Genomic DNA, 22,682 nt, shown 5'->3' on the forward strand with positions numbered 1-22,682 from the left:
CCGTCATACATCGACCTGGTAATTAGTGTCGATTATGGATTCAGCAAAGAACTTTCAAGTCGGTGTATTACTGCAATATCTCTCGGTCAGTCCCCTCTCCCTCCGGGAGAGGGTTAGGGTGAGGGGGGCTCTTGATCTGCTGCTAGGCCGGAGTCAGGCACTCCGGCCCGTTGAGCTTCGGATCATTGACCAGATTCGCCAGCACCCGCTCGCGCAAGGCGGCGGGTTCGCTGGCGAGCAAACCCTGCAGAACATGCAACGGCGTTTCAGGATCAAGCCACGCCGCCTGCCCCGCCTCATCGAGAATCAACGGCCGGCGCTGACTGGCCGCTGACTGAGTGATCACCGCCGTGCTCAGCCACACCTGTTCCTGCACCGGATACGCTTCCCAGATCGCCGCAAAAAACAACGACGCCCCTTCCCCCGGCGTCAGCCAGTACGGCCGTTTGCGCACGTTGCCGCGCCATTCGTAGAAACCGTTGGCCGGCAGCAGGCAGCGGCGCAGGCGCAGGGCTTCGCGGAACATCGGCTGTTCGGCAACGGTTTCGGCCCTGGCATGGGCCGGGGTGCGCGACATGTCGGTCAGCCATGGCGGTGTCAGCCCCCAACGGCCACGGGCCAGCGTGCGCTGGCCGTCGGGTTCGGCGCGCAGCATCAACACCGAATCGTTGGGGGAAATGTTCCACTGCGCCTGCTGATCGGCGGGAAAACCTGGCAGGCTCGCGAAATCGCGGTTCCAGCGAAACAGGGCATAACGTCCACACATGGGGCAGCACGACTCACAAATAAAACGAACGCCAGCCTAACAGACCAGCGTCCCGGGATAGCTGTCCGGTTCATCGCCGGGCAGCGGCAGCGCGGCATTGTACGCACTGATCAGCTCGCGGGCGTATTCGGCCTGGTCGTTATCGACCGACAGGCCCAACAGTCCGAAGATCGGCAACTCCCCCGTGCCGCCCAGCAGATCGCGCCCGACCAGATGCGCCTCGATGCCCTCGCTGGCGAGCATGCCCTTGAGCATCTCGCCTTCCATCAGGTTTTCCGGCTCGTAGATTCGCTGCATGGCCGCGCCTCACTCGTTTTCGCTGAAGACTTCCAGAAACCAGTCCTCTCCATGGACCTGCAACACAAAGGTGATCGGCCGACAACACACCTGACAGTCTTCAATATAGGTCTGGTCGCCAGCGGAGAGATCCACGGTCGTCTCGACCTCTTCACCACAATACGGACATTCATATACTGCGCTTTCCAGCATCGCGGTCTCCCGGGTGACTTGTGCGTATAATCGCCGGTCTATTTGCAGGGCTATTTTTGTCTGGCTACTTTTTCAGACCGTGCCCCGTTGGTTTTCGATCAAAACCTTTACTTACCCTAGCCGTTTCCAACAAGAGAGCATGATGGGCGAATTCGATGCCATCCGACCTTACGACGACAGCGAAGTACCTGCGGTACTGGCGCGACTGCTCGGCGACAAGGCGTTTCTAGATATCCTCACCCACTTCCGCTTCCCGCGTTTTGCCGGTGCCTTCGGCTGGATGCTCAAACCACTTATAGCCCATCGGCTGCGTCGTGAGTTTGCCGACGTGACCTCCGTGGCCACTTTGCAGGACAAGGTCGAGTTCTACGTCGACCACACCATCGAGCGCGCCACCGACGGCGTGACCTACACCGGTGTCGAGCAGTTCAAGTCCGGCAGCGCTTATCTGTTCATCGCCAACCACCGCGACATCGTGATGGACCCGGCCTTCGTCAACTACGCCGTGTACCACGCCGGCCTGCCGACCCCGCGCATCGCGATTGGCGACAACCTGCTGCAAAAGCCGTTCGTCAGCGACCTGATGCGCTTGAACAAGAGCTTCATCGTGCATCGCTCGATCACCGGGCGCCGCGAGAAAATGGCCGCTTACCAACTGCTGTCGGCCTACATCAACCACTCGATCCGCAATGACTGCGCCTCGATCTGGATCGCCCAGGCCGAAGGCCGCGCGAAGGATGGCGACGACCGTACCGAGTCGGCGATCCTCAAGATGTTCCACATGAGCCGCAAGGACGAGCCGTTCGGCGAAGTCATTCAGTCGCTGAACCTGACCCCGGTGTCGATCAGCTACGAATACGATCCGTGCGACCAGGCCAAGGCCCGCGAGCTGTACATCCGCGCCACCACCGGCACCTACAGCAAGGCACCGGGCGAGGATGACGTGAGCATTGCCAAGGGCATCACCGGCTACAAGGGCCGGGTGCACGTGAACTTCGCCGCGCCGATCACCGAGCTGTTCGAGGACACCAAGCAATTGGCGGTCGAGATGGACAAGCAGATTCTCGGTGGCTACCGGTTGTTCCCGGTGCACTACCTGGCGTACGCGCAGTGGGCCGATGCCGATCCCCAGCTGAACGTACCGAAGGCTGCCGAGGTGTTTGGCGCCGAAGAACTGGCCAAGGCCCAGGAAGAATGGCAGAACCGTCTGGACGCCTGCCCCGAGGAGCATCGTCCGTATCTGGTGCTGCAATATGCGACGCCGGTGCGCAATCAGTACCGGGTCAAGGCTGGCCTGCCGCTGTAAGCGGTGTCGGCTGGATACAAGAACGGCGCCTTCGGGCGCCGTTTTTCGTTCAGAAGCGGGTACTGATCCAGGACACCAGCAACGCCAGGCCCAGGCAGGCAAAACCGAAGCGGTAGAAGAAGCGGTTCATGCGCAGGGTCGCCCAATCCAGCACCGGTTCCTGATCCGGCTGACTCTGACGCTGGGCCGCGATACTGGCCATCGCCCGTTGTTCACGGCGGCGGGTCGCGTGCAGCAGCCAACTGCCGGGGAAGGCCAGCAAAAGGGCCAGCAGGTTGATCAGTTTGGCGGGATGGGCGGTAAACAGCGTCATCAAGTGCAGCGACATCACAGACCTCAATCTAAACCGGTATGGCGAACGCCAGACCGACGACCGCGGCGCGGATTCTACCGAAACCCTCCCCGACTGCCCTAGCCTTTGCGACAAATAACCCCTCAATCGACCGATGGCTGTCCTGTGTCACGGCATCGTCATTTGTTTCAGTCACCCTGCGCGCCTCGAAACCGACACGGAACGCGACATGCTTCACGCTGAAAACCAGGATCGCCTGTACCTCATCTCCCCGTCCGACGAACAGCAGACCCTCGTCGGCAGCCTGGCCTTCAATGTTCAGGACCGTCACTGGCTGGTGTATTGCGCCCTCGGCGGGCACCAGCATGCGGACTTGCCCGAGACTGATTTGCTGACTGGTGTCAGCGTCCTCGACTTCTATTCGCAAGCTGCCTGAACGAAAAAGCCCGGAACCATCACTGGCCCCGGGCTTTTTCACATCAACCGAACACTTACTCGGCGAGGACCTGACCCACGGTCGGGTCCTTGAACAGACGGGTCAGCGCATCGCTCAGCACGTCGCTGACCAGTTTGGTGTTGGTTTCCTGGTTCGGCGCCATGCCGAAACGCTGGTCCAGCGAGGCACCGTAACGGCCGCTGTAGCGACGGTTGGCGTTCTGCACGTAGGAGCGGAAGGTCGCACCGATGGTGGCTTCAGTCACGTACATGCCTTCCTTCGGCGACTGGTATTTCAGTTCGGCCAGGGTCACGGTCAGTTGCGGTGCATTGGGCGCGTTGTTGGTCGGGGTGAACCCGAGCAGACGCACGGCGGCTTCAGCCTGGGCCTGCAGCTTCGGCAGGATCTGCTCGCGCTGCACGGTGATGGCGCTGGTTTCCGGGTACAGGCCGCCACGGGTGCCGAGAGTTGGCGACGGACGACCGTCGACCACGCGGACCACGACAGGCTGACCATGGCCGACCGGTGCCAGCTGAGTGGTCAGCTTCGGTTCCGGGCTCAGTTGTTGCGGGCTGTGGGCGCAGCCAACCAGGGTCAAACTGGTCACAGTGATCAAACCGAACAACAGGCGTTGCAACATGCTCTTCTCTCCAGAATCAGGCACAGACAGGCCGGCAGTATAGCGGTGGGCCACTGTGGGTCACCAGCACTGAAATGTCAGACAAAACCCGCCGCCAGCGGTTCCTGTCACACATTCTTCACTCCCCATACACGTTCGCGTCACGGCCTTTTGACAATCTTGCTCACAGATCCCCAAAAGGAGCACTGCCATGCGCTATCTGATCTCGTTGTTCGCCCCACGCCCGCTGCACCGCAGCTTCGCCCTGCTCGACCGCAACGGCCATTGCCAGGCCTTCAAGCAATGCAGCCTGCAACCGATGGGTGGCGGCTGGGTCGAAATCGAGGAAATCCGCCTCAACTGGTTGCACCAGCCACTTCCCGCCAGCGCCCGGGTCGAACAGCAGCGCCCACGCGCACGTGCTCAGGCGATGTTGAGCATCTGACCGGATGCCTAATAAAAGTCATTAAACTCGACCAACTCCCCGCATTTCTTCGATACAATCTCCCCCCGATTATAAGGACGTCTCCTGATCGGGCCCCGCAACAGCGTCAATGCGCTTGCATTGGCATCCAAATCGCCCACAGAGAGCCGCCCACACAGATCGAGTGAAGCTGGCGTGCTTGCTGTTTCCCTGGCAAATCCCGCTTTTCGCGAATCTGCAGAGCTGTCATGACGCTCGGCCACTGAGTTGTTTGCCCCCTCGGGCACGGTGCCAGCCCCGGACAGCCCTTTTTGAGGTTCACGTCTTCAAAAGAGCGTGAAAAAAACGGGTTTTCACAACTTCACAAGAGTGTGGCGAGCAAATGAATAGTTTTGCGTCTGAACATGCACCATTAGCGTCTGAAACAGCCCAACGACACAGGAACGGGAACGCCTCGAATACCGGAGCCTGAAGCCTGTCCGCTACGGATTTGGTTGCACAAACGGATGTCTCGACCATAAGTCGAATTGCCAGCCCCGTGCCGAAATGAGTTCATAGGACTCTTGAAGCCAGGCCGCACGCATCCGTCGAAGTTGCGAAAAATTGCGAAGATTCGGACATGGCACACCTGACCAAGGATACCCGGGGCTCAACTGACCTGCCCTGGACGCCTGGCAGCCATGCCGACAATTTGGTGCTGCAGATTTTGGAGACGCGTTAAATGGCGCATAACGAAGCAGTCGACGTAGTTCTGGTTGGGGCCGGCATCATGAGTGCCACCCTCGCAGTACTGCTCAAAGAGCTCGACCCGGCGATCAAGCTGGAAGTCGTCGAGCTGATGGATTCCGGTGCCGCGGAGAGTTCCAACCCCTGGAACAACGCCGGTACCGGCCACGCCGGCCTGTGCGAGCTGAACTACACGCCACAGGCTGCCGACGGCACCGTCGACATCAAGAAAGCCGTGCACATCAACACCCAGTTCGAGGTGTCGAAGCAGTTCTGGTCGTACCTGACCAAGAAAGGCACGTTCGGCTCGTGCAAATCCTTCATCAGCCCGGTGCCGCACCTGAGTTACGTCGAGGGTGAGAAAGGCGTGTCGTTCCTCAAGGAACGTTTCAATACGCTGCGCAAGCACCACGCCTTCGCCGACATGGAATACACCGAAGACAAGGCGAAGATGACCGAGTGGATGCCGCTGATGATGCCGGGTCGTCCGAAAGACCAGGTGCTCGCCGCCACCCGCGTGATCAACGGCACCGACGTCAACTTCGGCGCCCTGACCAATCAGTTGCTCAAGCACCTGACCAGCGCACCCGATGCCCAGGTCAAGTACTGCAAGCGCGTGACCGGCCTCAAGCGTAACGGCAACGGCTGGACCGTCAGCATCAAGGACGTCAACAGCGGCAGCAGCCGTGAAGTCGACGCCAAGTTCGTATTCCTCGGCGCCGGTGGCGCGGCCCTGCCGCTGCTGCAAGCCTCGGGCATCGAAGAGAGCAAAGGCTTCGGCGGCTTCCCGATCAGCGGCCAGTGGCTGCGTTGCGACAACCCGGAAGTGGTCAAGCATCACCAGGCCAAGGTTTACAGCCAGGCCGCCGTGGGTTCGCCACCGATGTCCGTGCCGCACCTCGACACCCGCGTGGTCGACGGCAAGAAATCCCTGCTGTTCGGGCCATACGCCGGCTTCACCACCAAGTTCCTCAAGCATGGCTCCTTCATGGACCTGCCGCTGTCGGTTCGCGCCGGCAACATCGGGCCGATGCTGGCCGTGGCGAAAAACAACATGGACCTGACCAAGTACCTGGTCAGCGAAGTGATGCAGTCGATGGAACAGCGCCTGGAATCCCTGCGCCGTTTCTACCCCGAGGCGAAAGCCGAAGACTGGCGCCTGGAAGTGGCCGGCCAACGGGTGCAGATCATCAAGAAAGACCCGAAAAAGGGCGGCATCCTGCAATTCGGTACCGAACTGGTGGCCGCGAAGGACGGCTCCCTCGCCGCCCTGCTCGGCGCTTCGCCAGGCGCTTCGGTGACCGTTTCGATCATGCTCGAACTGATCGAGAAGTGCTTCCCGGCCAAGGCCAAGGGTGAATGGGCTGCCAAACTGGCGGAAATCTTCCCGGCCCGTGAAAAGGTCCTGGAAACCGACGCTGCGTTGTATCGCAAGATCAACACGCAGAACAACGTCGCGCTGGAACTGGTTGAAGCCAGCAACGAGACCGAAAGCTACGCCTGATTCGGCTCCATGAAAAACGCCCCGCACTCGGTGAGTGCGGGGCGTTTTTTTATGCCTGTGGAAAACTTCGGGCGATCAGCCGCGTGCTTTCTCGATCAGCTCGATGTATTCCGGGGCGTTGCGCTGATCGCGGATCTGGTCGACGAAGGTCTTGCCGTGCTCGTCCTTGCCGTCCACGTCATAACCGGCTGCAACGAAGAACGTCAGAAAACGCTCGAAATCGTCGATGCGCAGGCCACGGTAAGCCTTGACCAGTTTGTGCAGCGACGGCGAGGTGGCGTCGACCGGCTCAAAATCGAGGAACAGCTTGATCTGCTCATCGCCGATCTCGTCACCAATCACTTGCTTCTTATCTTTACGCATTGCCGACTCCAGCTCGCAGACATTTCACGGGGCGGGCAGTTTACCCCTGCGCAGGCACAAGGCTCAACGCGAGCGCGTGCTGCCGGTGTGCAAATCGGCCCAGATGTGGCCATTGGCATAGGTCAGGAACTGGCAATACACGGTGTCGTTGCGCAACAGATCGATCACCACCCGGTACTGGGCCAGCGGGTAGAAGAGCGTCAGGGTCTTGCTCTTGTCGTCATAAATCGGTTTTTTCAGGCTTTTGCTTTCGCCATCGAAGTTGACCAGCACCTGATTGATCGTCGCGCCCTTGTTCAGGGATTTGCCCTTGAGGCGGATCATCAATGGCGAGGTCACCGGGATCGGCTGTTGGTTGGACTGGCGCTGGGCCCCCACGACCACGGAATAATCGGTGACCTGCAACAGTTGCTGCTGCTCGGGTTCGGCATCGCGCAGGGTCAGGTCGTCCGGCGGCAGGAATTGACTGTGCATCGGGGCGGCGGCCAGGGGCAGGCTGAGGGTCAGCAACAGGGCGGCGCAGCTGCGGATCAAGAGGCTCATGACAGGCTCCGGGGGGCGGGGCCGAGCACTCTAGCACGGGTTTTACAGGGTTCTGTAAAGCAAAAGGCGCAAGCTTCACCTACGGACGCTTGCGCCTTTTCATTGCGGATTCGCTCAGTCGAATTGCGCGTGCATCCAGGCCTGATACTCCGCAACCCCGGCCTCGCCTTCGCGTGGGGCCCAGTGCGCAAGCTCGCCCTCTCCAACCGGACGATAGGGCCCAGCCTTGCACTCGAACATCAGACTGTCGGCTTCCAGAACGACCAGACCGTGGAATACCCCGACTGGCAGATCCACCCCAAGGCACTCGCCACCGGCCTGCAATACCTGCTTTTTCACCACCGCACCGGTTTCGTCAAAGATCAGCAAACCGAGCTTTCCTTTGAGTACCAGCAAGGTTTCCGCCTTGTTGTCACCCAAATGACGGTGTGGCGGAATGTAGGTGCAAGGTTGCAGCCCTACCGCCATGCGGTGGCAGGCCTCCTCCATCTGATGGAAGTTGTGGTGCTGACGCCCGCGAGGACTGGCCGCGGCTTTCTCGGCCAACTCGGCAAACAGCGTTTGATCAAGAAAGCCCGGCGTGTTCATTGATTACATTCCCTTGACGGCAAAAATTCCGTTGGCGTTGCGCCAGTAACCTTTGTAGTCCATGCCGTAGCCGAAGATGTAACGGTCGATGCACGGCAGACCGACGAAGTCGGCTTTGAGGTCAGGACGAGCCTTGCGGTCGTGGTCCTTGTCGATCAGCACAGCGGTGTGCACTTTACGTGCGCCGGCGTGACGGCAGAAGTCGATGATCGCGCCCAGGGTGTGACCTTCGTCGAGGATGTCGTCGATGATCAGCACGTCGCGGTCGATGAACGAGACTTCCGGCTTGGCTTTCCAGAACAGATCGCCGCCGCTGGTTTCGTTGCGATAGCGGGTGGCGTGCAGGTAGGACGCTTCCAGCGGGAACTGCAGATGGGTCAGCAGTTTGCCGGAGAAGATCAGGCCGCCGTTCATCACGCAGAACACCACCGGGTTGCTGTCAGCCAGTTGTTCGTTGATTTGTGCACCGACGCGGGCAATGGCAGCCTCGACTTCAGCTTCGGTGTACAGGCAGTCAGCCTCTCGCATGATTTGACGGATATGCTCGAGATCAGCGGACATGGCGCTCTCCAGGGGGGACGGATTTCGGAAAAGCGGGCAAAGGTACGCATCAACCGGGGCCGAATCAAGCATTTGTGGACTAACGTACTGTATGTCCTATAGGACATCACCCTCGGATAGATTAATCTAGGCCGGTTTTTTTGCCCGCCGCCGGAGCCTTTCCCCATGTCCATCCAAGAGATCCGCCATCCGCTGATCCGTCACAAACTTGGCCTTATGCGCCGTGCAGACATCAGCACCAAGAATTTCCGCGAACTCGCGCAGGAAGTCGGTGCCCTGTTGACCTATGAAGCGACCAAAGACCTGCCGCTGGAAACCTACGATATCGAAGGTTGGTGCGGCACCGTGTCGGTCGAGAAAATCGCCGGCAAGAAGATTACCGTCGTGCCGATCCTGCGTGCCGGCATCGGCATGCTCGAAGGCGTGCTGAGCCTGATCCCGGGTGCCAAGGTCAGCGCCGTCGGCGTTGCCCGTAACGAAGAAACCCTGCAGGCCCACACCTATCTGGAAAAACTGGTTCCGGAAATCGACGAACGCCTGGCAATGATCATCGACCCGATGCTCGCCACCGGCAGCTCCATGGTTGCGACCATCGACCTGCTGAAGAAGGCCGGTTGCAAGGACATCCGCGCGATGGTGCTGGTTGCCGCGCCGGAAGGCATTGCCGCTGTCGAGAAAGCTCACCCGGACGTGATCATCTACACCGCGTCCATCGATCAGAAACTCAACGAGCACGGTTACATCATTCCTGGGCTTGGCGATGCCGGTGACAAGATCTTCGGCACCAAGCAGAAGGACGCGTAAGCATGCAGCAAGAGTTCAACGATCCGCTCTGGCGCACGGTACTGTCCGGCGCACAGATGCTGTTCGTGGCTTTCGGCGCCCTGGTGCTGATGCCACTGATCACGGGCCTGGACCCGAACGTGGCACTGTTTACCGCAGGTCTTGGGACAATTCTGTTCCAGATCGTCACCGGGCGTCAGGTGCCGGTGTTCCTGGCGTCGAGCTTCGCCTTCATCACCCCGATCATTCTCGCCAAGGGCCAGTTCGGCCTCGCCGCGACCATGGGCGGCGTGATGGCGGCCGGTTTCGTCTACACCTTCCTCGGCCTGGCCGTGAAGATCAAAGGCACCGGGTTCATTGACCGTCTGCTGCCGCCAGTCGTAATTGGCCCGGTGATCATCTCCATTGGCCTGGCCATGGCGCCGATTGCCGCAAACATGGCGATGGGCAAGGCCGGCGACGGTTCGGAGTTGATCCATTACCAGACCGCGATGATGATTTCGATGCCGGCACTGCTGACCACGTTGATCGTGGCGGTGTTTGGCAAAGGCATCTTCCGTCTGGTGCCGATCATTTCCGGCGTGCTGGTGGGTTTCGCCATGTCCTTCTATTTCGGTGTCGTCGACACCGCTAAGATTGCGGCGGCCCCATGGTTTGCGCTTCCTCATTTCACCGCGCCGGAGTTCAACTGGCAGGCGATCCTGTTCATCGTCCCGGTAGCATTGGCCCCGGCGATCGAGCACATCGGCGGCGTGATTGCGGTCGGCAGCGTGACCGGTCGCGACTACCTGAAGAAACCAGGCCTGCATCGCACCCTGCTCGGTGACGGAATCGCGACCACCGCAGCCGGCCTGTTCGGCGGTCCACCCAACACGACCTACGCGGAAGTCACCGGCGCGGTGATGCTGACCAAGAACTACAACCCGAAAATCATGACCTGGGCGGCGATCTTCGCCATCACTCTGGCGTTCATCGGCAAGTTCGGCGCCCTGCTGCAAAGCATTCCGGTGCCGGTGATGGGCGGGATTCTGTGCCTGTTGTTCGGTTCGATCGCGGCGGTGGGGATGAACACCCTGATCCGTCACAAGATCGACCTGGGCGAGGCGCGCAACCTGGTGATCGTGTCGGTGACCCTGGTGTTCGGGATTGGCGGTGTGCTGGTCGGCACCGGCACCGGCCCGGACGACTTCGGCCTCAAAGGCATCGCGCTGTGCGCGGTGGTGGCGATTGCGCTGAACCTGATCCTGCCGGGCAATGACAGCTGGAAGCACAAGAAGGCGGATGAGCCGCTGATCTAAGCCTTGGCTTCAAGATCGTTCCCACGCGGATCACCCCACACTGATCGTTCCCACGCTCTGCGTGGGAATGCCTCTGGGGACGCTCCGCGTCCAGTGACGCGGAGCGTGGGAACGATCAATCATCGACGATCATCAAAGGGCCAGTGGCGCCCGTTCACACAGCGTTGCCAACGCCTTCGCCCATTGCGGGTCGTCATTCAGGCACGGCACCAGCACCAACTCCTCTCCCCCCGCTTCGCAGAACTGTTCCTTGCCGCGATCGCCGATCTCTTCCAGGGTCTCGATGCAATCGGCAACAAACGCCGGGCACATCACCAGAATCTTCTTCACGCCGTTTTTGGCCAGCTCATCCAGCCGCGCTTCGGTGTAGGGTTCGATCCACTTCGCCCGGCCCAGCCGCGACTGAAACGACACCGACCACTTGCCGTCCGGTAGCCCCATGCGCTCAGCGAACAGCGCCGCTGTGCGCAGGCATTGGGCGCGATAACAGGTGGCCATTACGGCCGCCGAGGCGTTCTTGCAGCAATCTTCATTTTTGAAGCAATGATTGCCGGTCGGGTCGAGCTTGGTCAGATGCCGTTCCGGCAAACCGTGGAAGCTCAGCAACAGGTGATCGTAATCCTGCTGCAAGTGCGGCTTGGCGCTCGCCACCAGCGCGTCGAGGTATTCCGGCTGATCGTAGAACGGTTGCAACACCGACAGCTGCACATCGAGCTTTTTCTCACGCACCACACGCTTGGCTTCTTCAATCACCGTGGTGGTGGTGCTGTCGGCGAACTGTGGATAAAGCGGCGCGAGGGTAATGCGTTTATGCCCCGCCGCAACCAGTTTCAGCAGGCTTGTCTCGATCGACGGCTCGCCGTAACGCATGGCCAGCTCAACCGGACCGTGAGTCCACTGCGCCTTCATCTGCTGTTGCAGGCGACGACTGAGCACCACCAGCGGCGAACCTTCGTCCCACCAGATCGAAGCGTAGGCATGGGCCGACTGCTCCGGGCGCTTGATCAGGATCAGCGACACCAGCAGCCGCCGCACCGGCCACGGCAGGTCGATCACGTACGGGTCCATCAGGAATTGATTGAGGTAGCTGCGCACGTCGGCCACCGAAGTGGAGGCCGGCGACCCCAGGTTGACCAGAAGCAAGGCGTGATCGGTCATGCAACGTCCTATTTCAGAGGCGGCCGGAAAGATCGTCCAGGGCCGCGCGTAAATCCGTGAACCGGAAAGTGAATCCCGCTTCCAGCAAGCGTTTCGGCGTGGCCCGTTGGCCACCCAGCAATAGCAATGACATCTCGCCGAGCCCGACCTTCAACGCGAGGGCCGGCATCGGCATGAACGCCGGGCGGTGCAGCACGCTGCCCAGCGTCTTGGCGAATTCGCGATTGCGCACAGGTTTCGGCGCGCACGCATTATAAGGACCGCTCGCCTGATTGCGGTGCAGAAGAAAATCAATCAGGGCGATTTGGTCATCGATATGAATCCACGGCATCCACTGCCGACCGTTGCCCAAAGGCCCGCCCAGCCCGAGCTTGAACGGCAGCAGCAGGCGCGACAAAAAGCCGCCCTCGGCCGACAGCACCAGCCCGGTGCGCACCAGCACCACACGAATATCCATCGCTTCGGCGCGTTGCGCGGTTTCCTCCCAGGCGATGCACAACTGGCTGGCGAAATCGTCGATCACCGGCGGCGAGTCTTCGGTCAACTCGCGCTCGCCGCCGTCACCGTACCAACCCACGGCCGAACCCGAGATCAGCAGCGACGGTTTCTGCCCGCGATGTTCCAGCCACGCCAGTAACGATTCGGTCAGCGTAATCCGGCTGCTCCACAACAATGCCTTTCGCCGATGGGTCCACGGCCGGTCGGCAATCGGCGCGCCGGCGAGGTTGACGATCACGTCGACCGGCTCGTCGCCAAGTTCTTCCAGACGCGCAATACCACGCACTTGGTCGCCACAGATTTTCGCGACTTTTTCCGGACGACGACTCCAGACCGTCAGGCGATGACCCTGCCCGGACCAGTGCCGGCAAAGCTGACGTCCGATCAATCCAGTACCGCCGGTCAGCAATATGTGCATGACTTCTACCTCGCGTGGCGTTTTACCCCGATCACTAGTCTATTTTTATAAACAGGGATCTTTTCTATCGGGCAGGCTCTATTGTTTAACCATAGGCCAAGCTGTCAGAACCAGAACGCTGGAAGTTATACCAAAAAACAGAATTGTACAGGTTTCATCCACGGCGTAGTCTGTACAGAAAGGTAAACGAGGCCCCTATGACTGTACCTATCGCAATCATTGGCACCGGCATCGCCGGACTCTCCGCCGCCCAGGCCCTGACGGATGCCGGGCATACCGTTCAGTTGTTCGATAAAAGCCGAGGCAGCGGCGGGCGCATGTCGAGCAAGCGCAGCGACGCCGGCTCGCTGGACATGGGCGCGCAATACTTCACCGCCCGTGACCGACGCTTCGTGACCGAAGTCCAGCGCTGGCAAAGCAAAGGCTGGGTCGCCGAATGGGCACCGCAGCTCTACACCTTTCATGGCGGGCAATTGAACCTGTCGCCGGACGAACAGACCCGCTGGGTCGGCACGCCGCGCATGAGCGCCATCACCCGAGGCCTGCTCGACGGACTGGAAGTGCAGTTCGCCTGCCGGATCACCGAGGTCTATCGCGGTGAAGAACACTGGCACCTGCAGGACGCCGAAGGCTTCACCCACGGGCCGTTCAGCCACGTCGTGATCGCCACGCCGGCGCCTCAGGCCACCGCCCTGCTGGCCGCCGCGCCGAAACTCGCCGGTGCCGCCGCCGGGGTAAAAATGGATCCGACCTGGGCGGTCGCCCTCGCCTTCGACACGCCGCTGGATACGCCGATCGAAGGCTGCTTCGTCCAGGACAGCGCCCTCGACTGGCTGGCCCGCAACCGCAGCAAACCGGGACGCGACACCACGTGCGACACCTGGGTCCTGCACGCCACCAGTGCCTGGAGCCGGCAGCACATCGACTTGCCCAAGGAAGCGGTGATCGAACAATTGCACGGCGCCTTCGCCGAATTGCTGCACAGCGCCATGCCGGCCCCGACCTTCAGCCTCGCCCACCGCTGGCTCTATGCCCGGCCGGCCAGCAGTCATGAATGGGGCACCCTGGCCGATGCCGATCTGGGCCTGTACGCCTGTGGCGACTGGTGCCTGTCGGGTCGGGTCGAAGGGGCGTGGCTCAGTGGTCAGGAGGCTGCAAGACGCTTGCACGAACACCTGCAGTGAACCGTATCAATCCGCGCAAATTGCTGCTGTCGAAATGGACAGCAGCCCACCCGCAAAACCGTGAAAAGCATTTTCTGGTGACCGAACTGTTCCGCGACGAAGAAGGTACGGTGCTGGCGATCGAATTGCAGGCGGTGCTGACCCGGCGTACCGAGCAATGCGACTGGCAGGTCCTGCAGGATGACTCACGCTGGAAAATGGGCTGGCGCTAAAAACCTCAAAAAAACTTATACAAACAATTTGACTTGTACACCCATGAATCTATGCTGAAGGCATGTTGTACAGATCAGTTTGTCTGTACAGGTTTAGATTCGAGGTTGCTGCATGTCCGACTCATCGACGTCCCTACCGAAAATCGCCATCAGCGCCTGCCTGATGGGCGCCGAGGTCCGCTACAACGGCGGACACAAGGAATCGCGGCTGTGCAGCCGCACCCTGGCCGAGCATTTTGAATTCGTTCCCGTCTGTCCTGAAGTAGCGATCGGTCTGGGAATTCCCCGCGAGCCGATTCGACTTGTGGGCGACCCGGCCAAGCCTGAAGCGGTCGGCACCGTCAATCCGTCGATTAACGTCACCCAGCCACTGGCCGCTTACGGCGAGAAAATGGCGGGGGAACTCAGTGACATCTGCGGCTACATCTTCATGCAGCAATCGCCCTCCTGCGGTCTGGAGCGCGTGAAGGTCTACCACGCCAACGGTGCACCGGTGAATGGTGGCGGGCGTGGCATTTACGCCGAGGCGTTCTGTGCGCAGCATCCGGATCTGCCGGTGGAGGAAGCCGGGCGCCTGAACGATCCGGTGCTGCGGGAAAACTTCATCACCCGCGTGCTCGCCTACCGCGAATGGCAGCAGGTGCTCGAGCAGGGCTTGAGCCGCCGTGCACTGACCGAATTTCACTCGCGCTACAAATACCTGCTGATGGCCCACAACCCGGTGCAATACAAGACGCTGGGCAATCTGCTGGGCAACATGGGCCAGACAGCGCCGGACGAGCTCGGCCCGCGCTATTTCAGCGAACTGATGGCGGCGCTGAAAAAATGCGCCACCCGCCGCACCCACAGCAATGTCCTGCAGCACATCAGTGGCTACCTGAAACAGGTCATCACCCCCGAAGACAAACAGGAAGTGCAACACATCATCGGCCAGTACCGGCACGGCATCGTGCCGCTGGTGGTGCCGCTGACGCTGCTCAAGCATCACTTTCGCCTCCACCCGGATCCCTACATTGCGCAGCAGGTGTACCTGCAACCGCATCCGGAAAACCTCAGCCTGCGAAACGCCATTTGATGAACGACTCACCCGACACCAGCGCCCGTGAAGACCTCGGCGCCGACTTCAAGAAAGCCCTCGACGAAGGCTGGCTGCCGATCCGCGAAGTCGCGCGCCAGACCGGCGTGAATGCCGTGACCCTGCGCGCCTGGGAAAGACGCTACGGGCTGATCGTTCCGCAGCGCACACCCAAGGGTCATCGTCTGTACAGCGCCGACCATGTGCAGCGCATCCAGAACATCCTCACCTGGCTCAACCGCGGCGTGGCGGTCAGCCAGGTCAAACCGCTGCTCGACACGGCACAGGCGTTAAACGAACCGGTTGAAGACGAATGGCATCCGCTGCGCCAGGCTGCTTTGCTGGCGGTCACTCACCTGAACGAGCGCAGCCTCGACGACAGCATCAACCAGGCGATGGCGTTGTATCCGCCGCGCACACTTTGCGAGCAATTGCTGCTGCCGCTGCTGAGCGATCTCGAACAGCGCTGGCAGGGCCAGTTCGGCGCGCAGATGGAGCGCGTGTTCTTTTTTGCCTGGTTACGCAGCAAATTCGGCGCACGCATCTACCATAACAACCGTCAGTTGCGCACCGCGCCGCTGCTGCTGATCAATCACTCGGATTTACCGCTGGAGCCGCACCTTTGGCTCTGCGCCTGGCTGATCAGCAGCGCCGATTGCCCGGTGCAGGTGTTCGACTGGCCGCTGCCGGCCGGAGAGCTGGCACTGGCAACCGATACCCTGCAAGCCCGTGGCGTACTGCTGTATTCCAGCAAAGCCCTGAACCTTGCGCAGCTACCGAAACTGTTGAATGGCGTCAGCTGCCCGAAACTGATTGCCGGACCCACGGTGTGCATTCACCACGCCGAGTTGTCCGCAAAGACTTCCGATTTCGCTGATCTGCTCCTGGCCGAAGACCCTCTTTCGGCGCATCGGGTGCTCATTCAGCGTGGATTGATTTAATGATTCAGACAGAGACCGACATGCAATTGATCTGGCTGCGCAGCGACCTGCGCCAACACGACAACACCGCCCTCGCGGCCGCCGCCGAGCGTGGCCCGACCGTGGCTGTGTACCTGTTGAGCCCGCTGCAATGGCAGGAACATGACGACGCGCCGTGCAAGATCGATTTCTGGCTGCGCAATTTGCGCGATTTGAGCAAAAGCCTTGGTACCCTGAACATCCCGCTCCTGATCCGCACCGCGCCTCACTGGGATCAGGCACCCGCCGTGCTGCTGGAACTGTGCCGTCAACTGAAGATCGAGGCCGTGCACGTCAACGAGGAATACGGCATCAACGAAAGCCGTCGCGACGAGGCCGTTGCCGAGGCGTTGCAAGCCGAAGGCATCACCTTCCACAGCTACCTCGACCAATTGCTGTTCAAACCCGGCAGCGTACTGACCAAAACCGGCACTTACTTTCAGGTGTTCAGCCAGTTCCGCAAGGTCTGCTACGAGCGCCTGCACCGCTCGATGCCGTCGCTGAAACAGGCCCCGGGCAAACAGCAAGCGCTGAACATCGCCAGCGACCCCATTCCAGAAGCCGTCGAAGGGTTCCCGACACCGGGCGAATCCCTGCGCGCCCTGTGGCCCGCCGGTGAGACCGAGGCCCGGCGCCGACTCGACACGTTCGCCGATGCGCAGATCGACTACTACAAGAGCGAACGCGACTTCCCAGCCAAACCCGGCACCAGCCAGCTCTCGGCTTATCTGGCCGCTGGCGTGATCTCCCCGCGCCAATGCCTGCACGCCGCCCTGCAAAGCAATCAGGGCGAATTCGAAAGCGGCAAGGTCGGGGCTGTCACCTGGATCAACGAGTTGCTGTGGCGCGAGTTCTACAAACACATCCTCGTCGGTTACCCACGGGTTTCACGCCATCGCGCATTCCGCCCGGAAACCGAGGCCCTGGCCTGGCGCGATGCGCCTGCGGATCTGGCCGCCTGGCAGGAAGCCCGCACCGGTTTGCCGATCATCGACGCGGCCATGCGCCAATTGCTGGAAACCGGCTGGATGCACAACCGCCTGCGAATGGTGGTGGCGATGTTTCTGACCAAGAACCTGTTGATCGACTGGCGCGAAGGCGAGCGTTTCTTCATGCGCCACCTGATCGACGGCGACCTGGCCGCCAACAACGGCGGCTGGCAGTGGAGCGCCTCGACCGGCACCGATTCGGCGCCGTACTTCCGGATCTTCAACCCGGTCAGTCAGTCGGAAAAATTCGACAGCGAAGGCTTGTTCATCAAGCACTGGCTTCCGGAACTGGCCGGCCTGAACAAGAAAGAAGTCCACAACCCGGCCAGTGCCGGCGGTTTGTTCGGCGTGGCGGACTATCCGGCGCCGATCGTCAATCTGAGCGCATCACGGGAACGGGCGCTGACAGCGTTCAAGAACCTGCCGTCACGCGCGTCTCAAGGAGAGAGCGATGAGTGAATTTCTGCGCAGTTTCGCCCAGCGGTTCGCACAGTTGAACAAAGACAACTTGCGCACCCTGGACGAGCTGTACAGCGAGGACATTCATTTCACCGACCCGCTACACGAAGTGCAGGGGCTGACGAACCTGCGCGCTTACTTCAGTGAGTTGTACGCCAACGTCAACGAACTGCGCTTCGATTTCCACGGCTTCGACCAGATCAGCGACGGCGAAGGCTATCTGCGTTGGGTCATGAGCTACCGCCACCCGCGTCTGAGCGGTGGGCAACTGATACGCGTCGCGGGCTGCTCGCACCTGCTCTGGAGCGACAAGGTTTACCGCCACCGGGATTACTTCGATGCCGGAGCGCTGCTTTATGAACATTTACCCGTATTGGGCCGGGTGATCGCCTGGCTGAAAAGGAGATTGGGATGAGTCGTACAGCTCCACGGCGATATTGGCTGACCGGTGCCAGCAGTGGCATCGGTGCAGCATTGGCAGAAGAAATCCTCAAGACCGGTGCACATCTGGCGGTCAGTTCCCGTCAGGTCGCACCGCTCAAAGTGCTGTCGCAACGTTATCCGGGACAGGTACTGGTGGTGCCCGGCGATCTGACCAACAGTCAGACCGTGCGTGAAATCGGCGAACAGATCGCAGCGGACTGGGGCTCTCTGGACTCGGTGATCCTCAACGCGGGCACCTGCGAATACGTCGACGCCCGTCAATTCGACGCGTCGATCGTCGAACACGTAGTGCGCACCAACCTGCTCGCCAGCAGCTATTGCATCGAAGCCGCCCTGCCGTTGCTGCGCAACGGTACGGCACCGCATCTGGTGGGGATGGCCAGCTCGGTGACCTATGTGCCGTTGCCCCGCGCCGAAGCCTATGGCGCGTCGAAGGCCGGGCTGCGCTATCTGTTCGAATCCCTGCGCATTGACCTGGCGGCCGAAGGCATTGAAGTCACGGTAATCAGTCCAGGCTTCGTCGATACGCCCCTGACCGCCAGAAATGACTTCCCGATGCCGCTCAGTTGGCCTGTGGATAAAGCCGCGCGGCATATCTTCGCCAAGCTGAAGGACCGGCCGCTTGAGATCGCTTTCCCGGCGCTGTTCATCGCGGCCCTGTGGCCACTGTCGAAAATGCCCGCGCGGGTACAACTGGCGATCGGCAAGCGCATGGTGCGCAGCAACCCGCCGCTCAAGGATGCAACATGAAAATCGCCATTATCGGCAGTGGCATCGCAGGATTGACCTGCGCATACCTGCTTGCTCGCCGACATGACATCACCGTGTTCGAAGCCGACGCCCGGGTCGGCGGTCATACGCACACGGTGCCGGTCACCGTGGACGGGCGCGAGTATGCGGTGGACACCGGCTTCATTGTGTTCAACGACTGGACGTATCCGAACTTCATTCGTTTGCTCGGCCAGTTGGGCGTGGCCTTCAAGCCCACCGAGATGAGTTTTTCGGTCAACGATCCGGACACAGGCCTGGAATACAACGGCAACAACCTCAACAGCCTGTTCGCCCAACGCAGCAATCTGCTGTCCCCCGGATTCTGGGGCATGTTGCGCGACATTCTGAGATTCAATAAAGAAGCCCGGCGCGACCTTGCCGAACAGCGGATCACCGCGGACACCACACTCGACGATTACCTCAAGGCCGGCGCTTACGGCGAGCGCTTCATCCTGCATTACATCGTGCCGATGGGCGCAGCGATCTGGTCGATGCCGGTGGCCGAGATGCTCAATTTTCCATTGCAGTTCTTCGTGCGGTTTTTTGAGAATCACGGGTTGCTGTCGGTCAGCAACCGTCCGCAATGGCAGGTCATCGAGGGCGGCTCCAGTGCCTACATCGCGCCGCTGACCGCATCGTTCAAGGAGCGTATCCGCCTGAACTGCCCGGTAGGCCGGATCGATCGCGATGCGCACGGCGTGGTTATCCACAGCCCGGCCGGCATCGAACGTTTCGACAAAGTGGTGCTGGCCTGCCACAGCGACCAGGCCCTGCGACTGCTGGGAAATCCTGACGATAAAGAACGGGAAATCCTCGGCGCCCTACCCTATGCCGACAACGAAGTGGTGCTGCACACCGACACCCGCCTGCTGCCCACACGCAAACGGGCCTGGGCCAGCTGGAACTATCGCCTCGGCGGAGCCGGTCATACCCGGGCGGCCGTGACCTACGACATGAACATTCTGCAAGGCATCCAGAGCGACAACACGTTCTGCGTCAGCCTAAACCAGAGCGCTGGCATCACGCCGTCCAAAGTGCTGGCGCGCTTCACTTATGCCCACCCGCAATTCAGCCTCTCGGCCGTGGCGGCACAGCAGCGCTGGGCTGAAATCGACGGCGCGCAACACACGCATTACTGCGGCGCCTATTGGGCCAACGGTTTTCATGAGGACGGCGTGGTCAGCGCCCTGCGCGTGGCCGCAGCCTTTGGAGAAAGTCTGTGAACAGCGCGCTCTACAGTGGCTGGATTGCCCATCGGCGATTCGCCCCGCGCCGTCATGAATTCCGTTACCGGATCGGCATGCTGTACCTCGATCTGGCTGAACAGGAGACCGTGCTGGGCCTGTCCCGACTGGCAGGCGCCAGCCGCTTTGCACCGTTTTCATTTCGCGAAACCGATTACCTGAAAACCTTCACCGGCCGGGGCGTGCGCCTGAGCGATGCGGTGCGCCAGCTTGTCGGCGAAGCCCTGGGCCATGCGCCGCAAGGTTCGATCTGCCTGCTGACCCAGCCACGCAGCTGGGGCCTGTCGTTCAACCCGGTGAGTTTTTTCTATTGCCACGAGGCCGACGGCCAACTGGCGGCGATTCTCTGCGAAGTCAGCAATACCCCGTGGCGCGAGCGTTTTCACTACGTGTTGCCGGCCAGAGCGCCCAGCAATCTGCAGGACTTTCACCAGCACTTTGCCGTGGCCAAGGCCTTTCATGTGTCGCCGTTCCTGCCGCCGGATCTGGAATACCGCATGAGCTTCAGCCCTGCCGCGCAGGTCCTGGGTGTGCACATGGCCGACTGGCAAGGCGAGCAAAAACTGTTCGACGCCACCCTCGACCTGCGACGTGAACCCCTTGATCGACACCACTTGCACCGGCACCTGTGGCGCTTTCCCTGGATGACCGCCAAGACCGCGCTGGCGATCTATTGGCAGGCGTTGCGCCTGTTGCTCAAGCGCACCCCGGTGTTTGCCCACCAGCGCGCCGACGACCGTTTTCGAACCGCCACCGTACCGACCGAGGAACGCCACCATGAAATCCACTAGCGTCTCGGCCAGAGCCAGCCTGCTCAGCCCCCATGGCCTGAGCGGTTCGCTGCTGCGCCGGGGAGTACTGCGCCAGCTGGAGCAGCTCAAACAGGGCCAACTGATCGTCATCGAGGACGGCGAGCGCCACGTCTTCGGCACGCCGGGCAGCGCCCTGGTGGGCGAGATTCAAGTTCTGGATCCGGCCGTCTGGGGCCTGGTCGCCGGCAATGGTTCGATCGGTGCGGGTGAAGCTTTCATCCATGGCTACTGGCGCTCGCCGGACCTGACGGCCGTGGTGCGGGTCTTCGTCAGCAACCTTGAAGTGCTCGACGGGATGGAAGGTGGCCTGGCCCGGCTCGGTCGCCCGCTGGTGCGCGGGCTGCACTGGCTCAACCGCAATACGCGCAAGGGCTCGCAGAAAAACATCGCCGCTCATTACGATCTGGGCAATGACCTGTTCGAGCAGTTTCTCGACCCGACCATGATGTATTCGGCCGCGCAGTTCCTCAGCCCTGACGACAGCCTGGAGCAGGCGCAACTGAACAAGCTGGAGCGGATCTGCCAGAAACTCGCGCTCAAGCCCGGCGACCATCTGCTGGAAATCGGCACCGGTTGGGGCAGCATGGCGCTTTACGCAGCGCAGCACTACGGCTGCAAAGTCACCACCACGACGCTGTCGAAGGAGCAGTTCGCCTTCACCGCGGCCCGCATCGAACGCCTCGGTTTGCAGGATCAGGTGACGCTGTTGCTCAAGGATTACCGCGACCTCACCGGCCAGTACGACAAACTGGTGTCGATCGAAATGATCGAGGCGGTCGGCCATCGCTTCCTGCCGACCTATTTCAAGCAATGCGCGCAGCTGCTCAAGAGCAACGGCCTGATGCTGCTGCAAGCGATCACCATCCGCGAACAGCGTTACGAACAGGCCCGCCGTGGCGTGGACTTCATCCAGCGCTACATTTTCCCCGGCGGTGCCCTGCCCTGCGTACAGAAAATGCTCGAAATCGTCGGCCGCGACACCGACATGAACCTGCTGCACATGGAAGACTTCGGCCTGCATTACGCCCGCACCCTGCGTCTGTGGCACGAGAACTTTCGCCATGCTCACGGCCGTCTGACCGAACTGGGCTATGACGATTACTTCCTCAGGCTGTGGGAGTTCTACCTGTGTTACTGCGAGGGTGGATTTCTCGAACGCACCATCGGCACTGCACAGCTGGTGCTGGCGAAACCGGCGGCAATGACCGCGCCTTTGCTGGGCCGTTTCGATGCTTGAACGGTTGGCCAACGCGGTGCTATTCCAGATCGGCTGGCTGGCCTGCGTGCTCGGTGGTAACAGTTTGTGGTTGCTGCTGGCGCTGGCGGTGTTGGTGATTCATCTGTGCTGGATCAGCAGTTGGGCGCAGGAAGGCCGATTGATCCTCAGCGTGGTGATCATCGGCACGGCGGTGGACAGCGTGTTGCGCGGTTTCGGGGTTTTAGAGTTCAAGGACCTGTCACCGCTGATTCCGCTGTGGCTGATGTTGCTGTGGGCGTTGTTTGCCACGACATTGCGTCATTGCCTGCAATGGAGCGCGAGGCCGTGGTGGCTGGCCAGCCTGCTGGGGGCGGCAGGTGGCCCGCTGTCCTATGGCGCCGGCGGACGACTGGCCGGTGTGCAGTTTCCTTTCGGTGAGTTACCGACTCTGATCGGCATCGCGCTGCTGTGGGCGTTGCTGTTTCCGCTGCTGCACCAGTTGTCCCGGCGACTGGCGCGCTAAACGCCTGTCAGGCCTTTCACACGGTCATCGGCCACTGCCG

At 61.0% G+C, this 22,682-nt stretch carries 28 protein-coding genes; 17 read left to right on the top strand and 11 right to left on the bottom strand.

The genetic code is table 11. The features are described 5' to 3' along the window. Window positions 1–142: 142 nt before the first annotated feature. From EIY71_RS03760 to EIY71_RS03770, 3 genes are read right to left on the bottom strand one after another with little or no spacing between them, the layout of a single operon-like run. Window positions 143–766: an SOS response-associated peptidase gene (locus EIY71_RS03760; protein WP_134020525.1), complete on the bottom strand. Its 624-nt coding sequence runs from the start codon at window positions 764–766 to the stop codon at window positions 143–145. A 36-nt stretch (window positions 767–802) separates the two neighbouring features. Then, window positions 803–1,063: a putative signal transducing protein gene (locus EIY71_RS03765; protein WP_011335895.1), complete on the bottom strand. Its 261-nt coding sequence runs from the start codon at window positions 1,061–1,063 to the stop codon at window positions 803–805. Window positions 1,064–1,072: 9 nt separating this feature from the next. Beyond that, entirely contained in the window at window positions 1,073–1,255 is a 183-nt protein-coding gene (locus EIY71_RS03770; RefSeq protein WP_011335896.1) for a CPXCG motif-containing cysteine-rich protein, read from the bottom strand. A 142-nt stretch (window positions 1,256–1,397) separates the two neighbouring features. Between EIY71_RS03770 and EIY71_RS03775 the strand changes: the two genes are divergently transcribed. Then, the gene (locus tag EIY71_RS03775) at window positions 1,398–2,561 is read left to right on the top strand and encodes a 1-acyl-sn-glycerol-3-phosphate acyltransferase (protein WP_170929378.1); all 1,164 of its coding nucleotides are present in this window, start codon (window positions 1,398–1,400) and stop codon (window positions 2,559–2,561) included. Between the two features lie 49 nt (window positions 2,562–2,610). On the opposite strand, the gene EIY71_RS03780 is transcribed toward EIY71_RS03775, so the two are convergent. Continuing rightward, window positions 2,611–2,889, bottom strand: coding sequence for a hypothetical protein (locus EIY71_RS03780; RefSeq protein WP_011335898.1), 279 nt, complete (start codon window positions 2,887–2,889; stop codon window positions 2,611–2,613). Between the two features lie 193 nt (window positions 2,890–3,082). Between EIY71_RS03780 and EIY71_RS03785 the strand changes: the two genes are divergently transcribed. Beyond that, on the top strand, window positions 3,083–3,289 hold the full coding sequence (locus EIY71_RS03785; RefSeq protein ID WP_039766399.1) for a hypothetical protein: 207 nt from the start codon (window positions 3,083–3,085) through the stop codon (window positions 3,287–3,289). A gap of 55 nt (window positions 3,290–3,344) precedes the next feature. Here the strand turns inward: EIY71_RS03785 and EIY71_RS03790 are convergent, their stop codons facing one another. Beyond that, complete coding sequence (locus tag EIY71_RS03790; protein WP_134020528.1) at window positions 3,345–3,929, bottom strand: YajG family lipoprotein; 585 nt, start codon at window positions 3,927–3,929, stop codon at window positions 3,345–3,347. Between the two features lie 190 nt (window positions 3,930–4,119). Between EIY71_RS03790 and EIY71_RS03795 the strand changes: the two genes are divergently transcribed. Together EIY71_RS03795 and mqo are read left to right on the top strand one after the other, a co-directional pair. After that, the gene (locus EIY71_RS03795) at window positions 4,120–4,353 is read left to right on the top strand and encodes a hypothetical protein (protein WP_134020530.1); all 234 of its coding nucleotides are present in this window, start codon (window positions 4,120–4,122) and stop codon (window positions 4,351–4,353) included. Window positions 4,354–5,053: 700 nt separating this feature from the next. Then, window positions 5,054–6,562 (top strand): malate dehydrogenase (quinone), encoded by a 1,509-nt coding sequence (gene mqo, locus EIY71_RS03800; protein WP_102687540.1) that lies wholly within the window; start codon window positions 5,054–5,056, stop codon window positions 6,560–6,562. Between the two features lie 75 nt (window positions 6,563–6,637). Here the strand turns inward: mqo and EIY71_RS03805 are convergent, their stop codons facing one another. The 4 genes from EIY71_RS03805 to EIY71_RS03820 all read right to left on the bottom strand — a co-directional run bounded on the left by EIY71_RS03805 (window position 6,638) and on the right by EIY71_RS03820 (window position 8,617). Further along, window positions 6,638–6,925 carry a PA4642 family protein gene (locus EIY71_RS03805; RefSeq protein WP_007951679.1) on the bottom strand — a complete coding sequence of 96 codons (288 nt, stop codon included), beginning with the start codon at window positions 6,923–6,925 and terminating at the stop codon, window positions 6,638–6,640. Between the two features lie 63 nt (window positions 6,926–6,988). Then, complete coding sequence (locus EIY71_RS03810; RefSeq protein WP_085745374.1) at window positions 6,989–7,468, bottom strand: hypothetical protein; 480 nt, start codon at window positions 7,466–7,468, stop codon at window positions 6,989–6,991. 114 nt (window positions 7,469–7,582) lie between these two features. Beyond that, window positions 7,583–8,056 (bottom strand): WbuC family cupin fold metalloprotein, encoded by a 474-nt coding sequence (locus EIY71_RS03815; RefSeq protein ID WP_102716913.1) that lies wholly within the window; start codon window positions 8,054–8,056, stop codon window positions 7,583–7,585. 3 nt (window positions 8,057–8,059) lie between these two features. Continuing rightward, window positions 8,060–8,617, bottom strand: a complete 558-nt coding sequence (locus EIY71_RS03820; RefSeq protein WP_007951681.1) for a hypoxanthine-guanine phosphoribosyltransferase — start codon at window positions 8,615–8,617, stop codon at window positions 8,060–8,062. Window positions 8,618–8,782: 165 nt separating this feature from the next. On the opposite strand from EIY71_RS03820, the gene upp reads away from it, so the two are divergent. Further along, complete coding sequence (gene upp / locus EIY71_RS03825) at window positions 8,783–9,421, top strand: uracil phosphoribosyltransferase (RefSeq protein ID WP_007951682.1); 639 nt, start codon at window positions 8,783–8,785, stop codon at window positions 9,419–9,421. Window positions 9,422–9,423: 2 nt separating this feature from the next. After that, complete coding sequence (locus EIY71_RS03830) at window positions 9,424–10,698, top strand: uracil-xanthine permease family protein (RefSeq protein WP_007951684.1); 1,275 nt, start codon at window positions 9,424–9,426, stop codon at window positions 10,696–10,698. Between the two features lie 132 nt (window positions 10,699–10,830). Here the strand turns inward: EIY71_RS03830 and hemH are convergent, their stop codons facing one another. Together hemH and EIY71_RS03840 are read right to left on the bottom strand one after the other, a co-directional pair. Continuing rightward, window positions 10,831–11,856 carry a ferrochelatase gene (gene hemH, locus EIY71_RS03835; protein WP_102716914.1) on the bottom strand — a complete coding sequence of 342 codons (1,026 nt, stop codon included), beginning with the start codon at window positions 11,854–11,856 and terminating at the stop codon, window positions 10,831–10,833. Window positions 11,857–11,869: 13 nt separating this feature from the next. After that, window positions 11,870–12,772 carry a TIGR01777 family oxidoreductase gene (locus tag EIY71_RS03840; RefSeq protein ID WP_102687538.1) on the bottom strand — a complete coding sequence of 301 codons (903 nt, stop codon included), beginning with the start codon at window positions 12,770–12,772 and terminating at the stop codon, window positions 11,870–11,872. 197 nt (window positions 12,773–12,969) lie between these two features. On the opposite strand from EIY71_RS03840, the gene EIY71_RS03845 reads away from it, so the two are divergent. The 11 genes from EIY71_RS03845 (at window position 12,970) to EIY71_RS03895 (ending at window position 22,642) form a co-directional block, all read left to right on the top strand. After that, window positions 12,970–13,956, top strand: coding sequence for an NAD(P)/FAD-dependent oxidoreductase (locus EIY71_RS03845; RefSeq protein ID WP_085745378.1), 987 nt, complete (start codon window positions 12,970–12,972; stop codon window positions 13,954–13,956). Further along, complete coding sequence (locus EIY71_RS03850; RefSeq protein WP_085745379.1) at window positions 13,953–14,168, top strand: TIGR02450 family Trp-rich protein; 216 nt, start codon at window positions 13,953–13,955, stop codon at window positions 14,166–14,168. Before EIY71_RS03845 ends, EIY71_RS03850 begins: the two co-directional genes overlap by 4 nt. A 112-nt stretch (window positions 14,169–14,280) precedes the next feature. Beyond that, on the top strand, window positions 14,281–15,243 hold the full coding sequence (locus EIY71_RS03855; RefSeq protein WP_085745380.1) for a DUF523 and DUF1722 domain-containing protein: 963 nt from the start codon (window positions 14,281–14,283) through the stop codon (window positions 15,241–15,243). Continuing rightward, entirely contained in the window at window positions 15,243–16,184 is a 942-nt protein-coding gene (locus EIY71_RS03860; RefSeq protein ID WP_102716915.1) for a MerR family transcriptional regulator, read from the top strand. The genes EIY71_RS03855 and EIY71_RS03860 overlap by 1 nt, the downstream gene beginning before the upstream one ends. 20 nt (window positions 16,185–16,204) lie before the next feature. Next, window positions 16,205–17,650, top strand: coding sequence for a deoxyribodipyrimidine photo-lyase (gene phrB, locus EIY71_RS03865; RefSeq protein WP_134020533.1), 1,446 nt, complete (start codon window positions 16,205–16,207; stop codon window positions 17,648–17,650). Beyond that, the gene (locus EIY71_RS03870) at window positions 17,643–18,065 is read left to right on the top strand and encodes a nuclear transport factor 2 family protein (RefSeq protein ID WP_102687536.1); all 423 of its coding nucleotides are present in this window, start codon (window positions 17,643–17,645) and stop codon (window positions 18,063–18,065) included. Before phrB ends, EIY71_RS03870 begins: the two co-directional genes overlap by 8 nt. Beyond that, window positions 18,062–18,844 (top strand): SDR family oxidoreductase, encoded by a 783-nt coding sequence (locus EIY71_RS03875; RefSeq protein WP_134020536.1) that lies wholly within the window; start codon window positions 18,062–18,064, stop codon window positions 18,842–18,844. Before EIY71_RS03870 ends, EIY71_RS03875 begins: the two co-directional genes overlap by 4 nt. Next, window positions 18,841–20,088, top strand: a complete 1,248-nt coding sequence (locus tag EIY71_RS03880) for an NAD(P)/FAD-dependent oxidoreductase (protein ID WP_134020539.1) — start codon at window positions 18,841–18,843, stop codon at window positions 20,086–20,088. Before EIY71_RS03875 ends, EIY71_RS03880 begins: the two co-directional genes overlap by 4 nt. Continuing rightward, complete coding sequence (locus EIY71_RS03885) at window positions 20,085–20,900, top strand: DUF1365 domain-containing protein (protein ID WP_134020542.1); 816 nt, start codon at window positions 20,085–20,087, stop codon at window positions 20,898–20,900. The genes EIY71_RS03880 and EIY71_RS03885 overlap by 4 nt, the downstream gene beginning before the upstream one ends. Further along, window positions 20,887–22,158: a cyclopropane-fatty-acyl-phospholipid synthase family protein gene (locus EIY71_RS03890; RefSeq protein ID WP_102687532.1), complete on the top strand. Its 1,272-nt coding sequence runs from the start codon at window positions 20,887–20,889 to the stop codon at window positions 22,156–22,158. Before EIY71_RS03885 ends, EIY71_RS03890 begins: the two co-directional genes overlap by 14 nt. Further along, complete coding sequence (locus tag EIY71_RS03895; protein WP_134020545.1) at window positions 22,151–22,642, top strand: DUF2878 domain-containing protein; 492 nt, start codon at window positions 22,151–22,153, stop codon at window positions 22,640–22,642. The genes EIY71_RS03890 and EIY71_RS03895 overlap by 8 nt, the downstream gene beginning before the upstream one ends. Window positions 22,643–22,682 lie beyond the last annotated feature (40 nt).

Source organism: Pseudomonas sp. CH235, from assembly GCF_004368175.1.
In the GTDB taxonomy this organism is placed as follows: domain Bacteria; phylum Pseudomonadota; class Gammaproteobacteria; order Pseudomonadales; family Pseudomonadaceae; genus Aquipseudomonas; species Aquipseudomonas paraglycinae.

Coding starts and splice junctions, on each gene's coding strand:
- EIY71_RS03780 (WP_011335898.1), bottom strand. CDS start 2,889: ATGTCGCTGCACTTGATGACGCTGTTTACCGCCCATCCCGCCAAACTG.
- EIY71_RS03820 (WP_007951681.1), bottom strand. CDS start 8,617: ATGTCCGCTGATCTCGAGCATATCCGTCAAATCATGCGAGAGGCTGAC.
- EIY71_RS03760 (WP_134020525.1), bottom strand. CDS start 766: ATGTGTGGACGTTATGCCCTGTTTCGCTGGAACCGCGATTTCGCGAGC.
- EIY71_RS03795 (WP_134020530.1), top strand. CDS start 4,120: ATGCGCTATCTGATCTCGTTGTTCGCCCCACGCCCGCTGCACCGCAGC.
- EIY71_RS03770 (WP_011335896.1), bottom strand. CDS start 1,255: ATGCTGGAAAGCGCAGTATATGAATGTCCGTATTGTGGTGAAGAGGTC.
- EIY71_RS03875 (WP_134020536.1), top strand. CDS start 18,062: ATGAGTCGTACAGCTCCACGGCGATATTGGCTGACCGGTGCCAGCAGT.
- hemH (WP_102716914.1), bottom strand. CDS start 11,856: ATGACCGATCACGCCTTGCTTCTGGTCAACCTGGGGTCGCCGGCCTCC.
- EIY71_RS03845 (WP_085745378.1), top strand. CDS start 12,970: ATGACTGTACCTATCGCAATCATTGGCACCGGCATCGCCGGACTCTCC.
- EIY71_RS03860 (WP_102716915.1), top strand. CDS start 15,243: ATGAACGACTCACCCGACACCAGCGCCCGTGAAGACCTCGGCGCCGAC.
- EIY71_RS03805 (WP_007951679.1), bottom strand. CDS start 6,925: ATGCGTAAAGATAAGAAGCAAGTGATTGGTGACGAGATCGGCGATGAG.
- EIY71_RS03830 (WP_007951684.1), top strand. CDS start 9,424: ATGCAGCAAGAGTTCAACGATCCGCTCTGGCGCACGGTACTGTCCGGC.
- upp (WP_007951682.1), top strand. CDS start 8,783: ATGTCCATCCAAGAGATCCGCCATCCGCTGATCCGTCACAAACTTGGC.
- EIY71_RS03785 (WP_039766399.1), top strand. CDS start 3,083: ATGCTTCACGCTGAAAACCAGGATCGCCTGTACCTCATCTCCCCGTCC.
- EIY71_RS03870 (WP_102687536.1), top strand. CDS start 17,643: ATGAGTGAATTTCTGCGCAGTTTCGCCCAGCGGTTCGCACAGTTGAAC.
- EIY71_RS03840 (WP_102687538.1), bottom strand. CDS start 12,772: ATGCACATATTGCTGACCGGCGGTACTGGATTGATCGGACGTCAGCTT.
- EIY71_RS03765 (WP_011335895.1), bottom strand. CDS start 1,063: ATGCAGCGAATCTACGAGCCGGAAAACCTGATGGAAGGCGAGATGCTC.
- EIY71_RS03855 (WP_085745380.1), top strand. CDS start 14,281: ATGTCCGACTCATCGACGTCCCTACCGAAAATCGCCATCAGCGCCTGC.
- EIY71_RS03790 (WP_134020528.1), bottom strand. CDS start 3,929: ATGTTGCAACGCCTGTTGTTCGGTTTGATCACTGTGACCAGTTTGACC.
- phrB (WP_134020533.1), top strand. CDS start 16,205: ATGCAATTGATCTGGCTGCGCAGCGACCTGCGCCAACACGACAACACC.
- EIY71_RS03810 (WP_085745374.1), bottom strand. CDS start 7,468: ATGAGCCTCTTGATCCGCAGCTGCGCCGCCCTGTTGCTGACCCTCAGC.
- EIY71_RS03880 (WP_134020539.1), top strand. CDS start 18,841: ATGAAAATCGCCATTATCGGCAGTGGCATCGCAGGATTGACCTGCGCA.
- mqo (WP_102687540.1), top strand. CDS start 5,054: ATGGCGCATAACGAAGCAGTCGACGTAGTTCTGGTTGGGGCCGGCATC.
- EIY71_RS03775 (WP_170929378.1), top strand. CDS start 1,398: ATGGGCGAATTCGATGCCATCCGACCTTACGACGACAGCGAAGTACCT.
- EIY71_RS03895 (WP_134020545.1), top strand. CDS start 22,151: ATGCTTGAACGGTTGGCCAACGCGGTGCTATTCCAGATCGGCTGGCTG.
- EIY71_RS03815 (WP_102716913.1), bottom strand. CDS start 8,056: ATGAACACGCCGGGCTTTCTTGATCAAACGCTGTTTGCCGAGTTGGCC.
- EIY71_RS03890 (WP_102687532.1), top strand. CDS start 20,887: ATGAAATCCACTAGCGTCTCGGCCAGAGCCAGCCTGCTCAGCCCCCAT.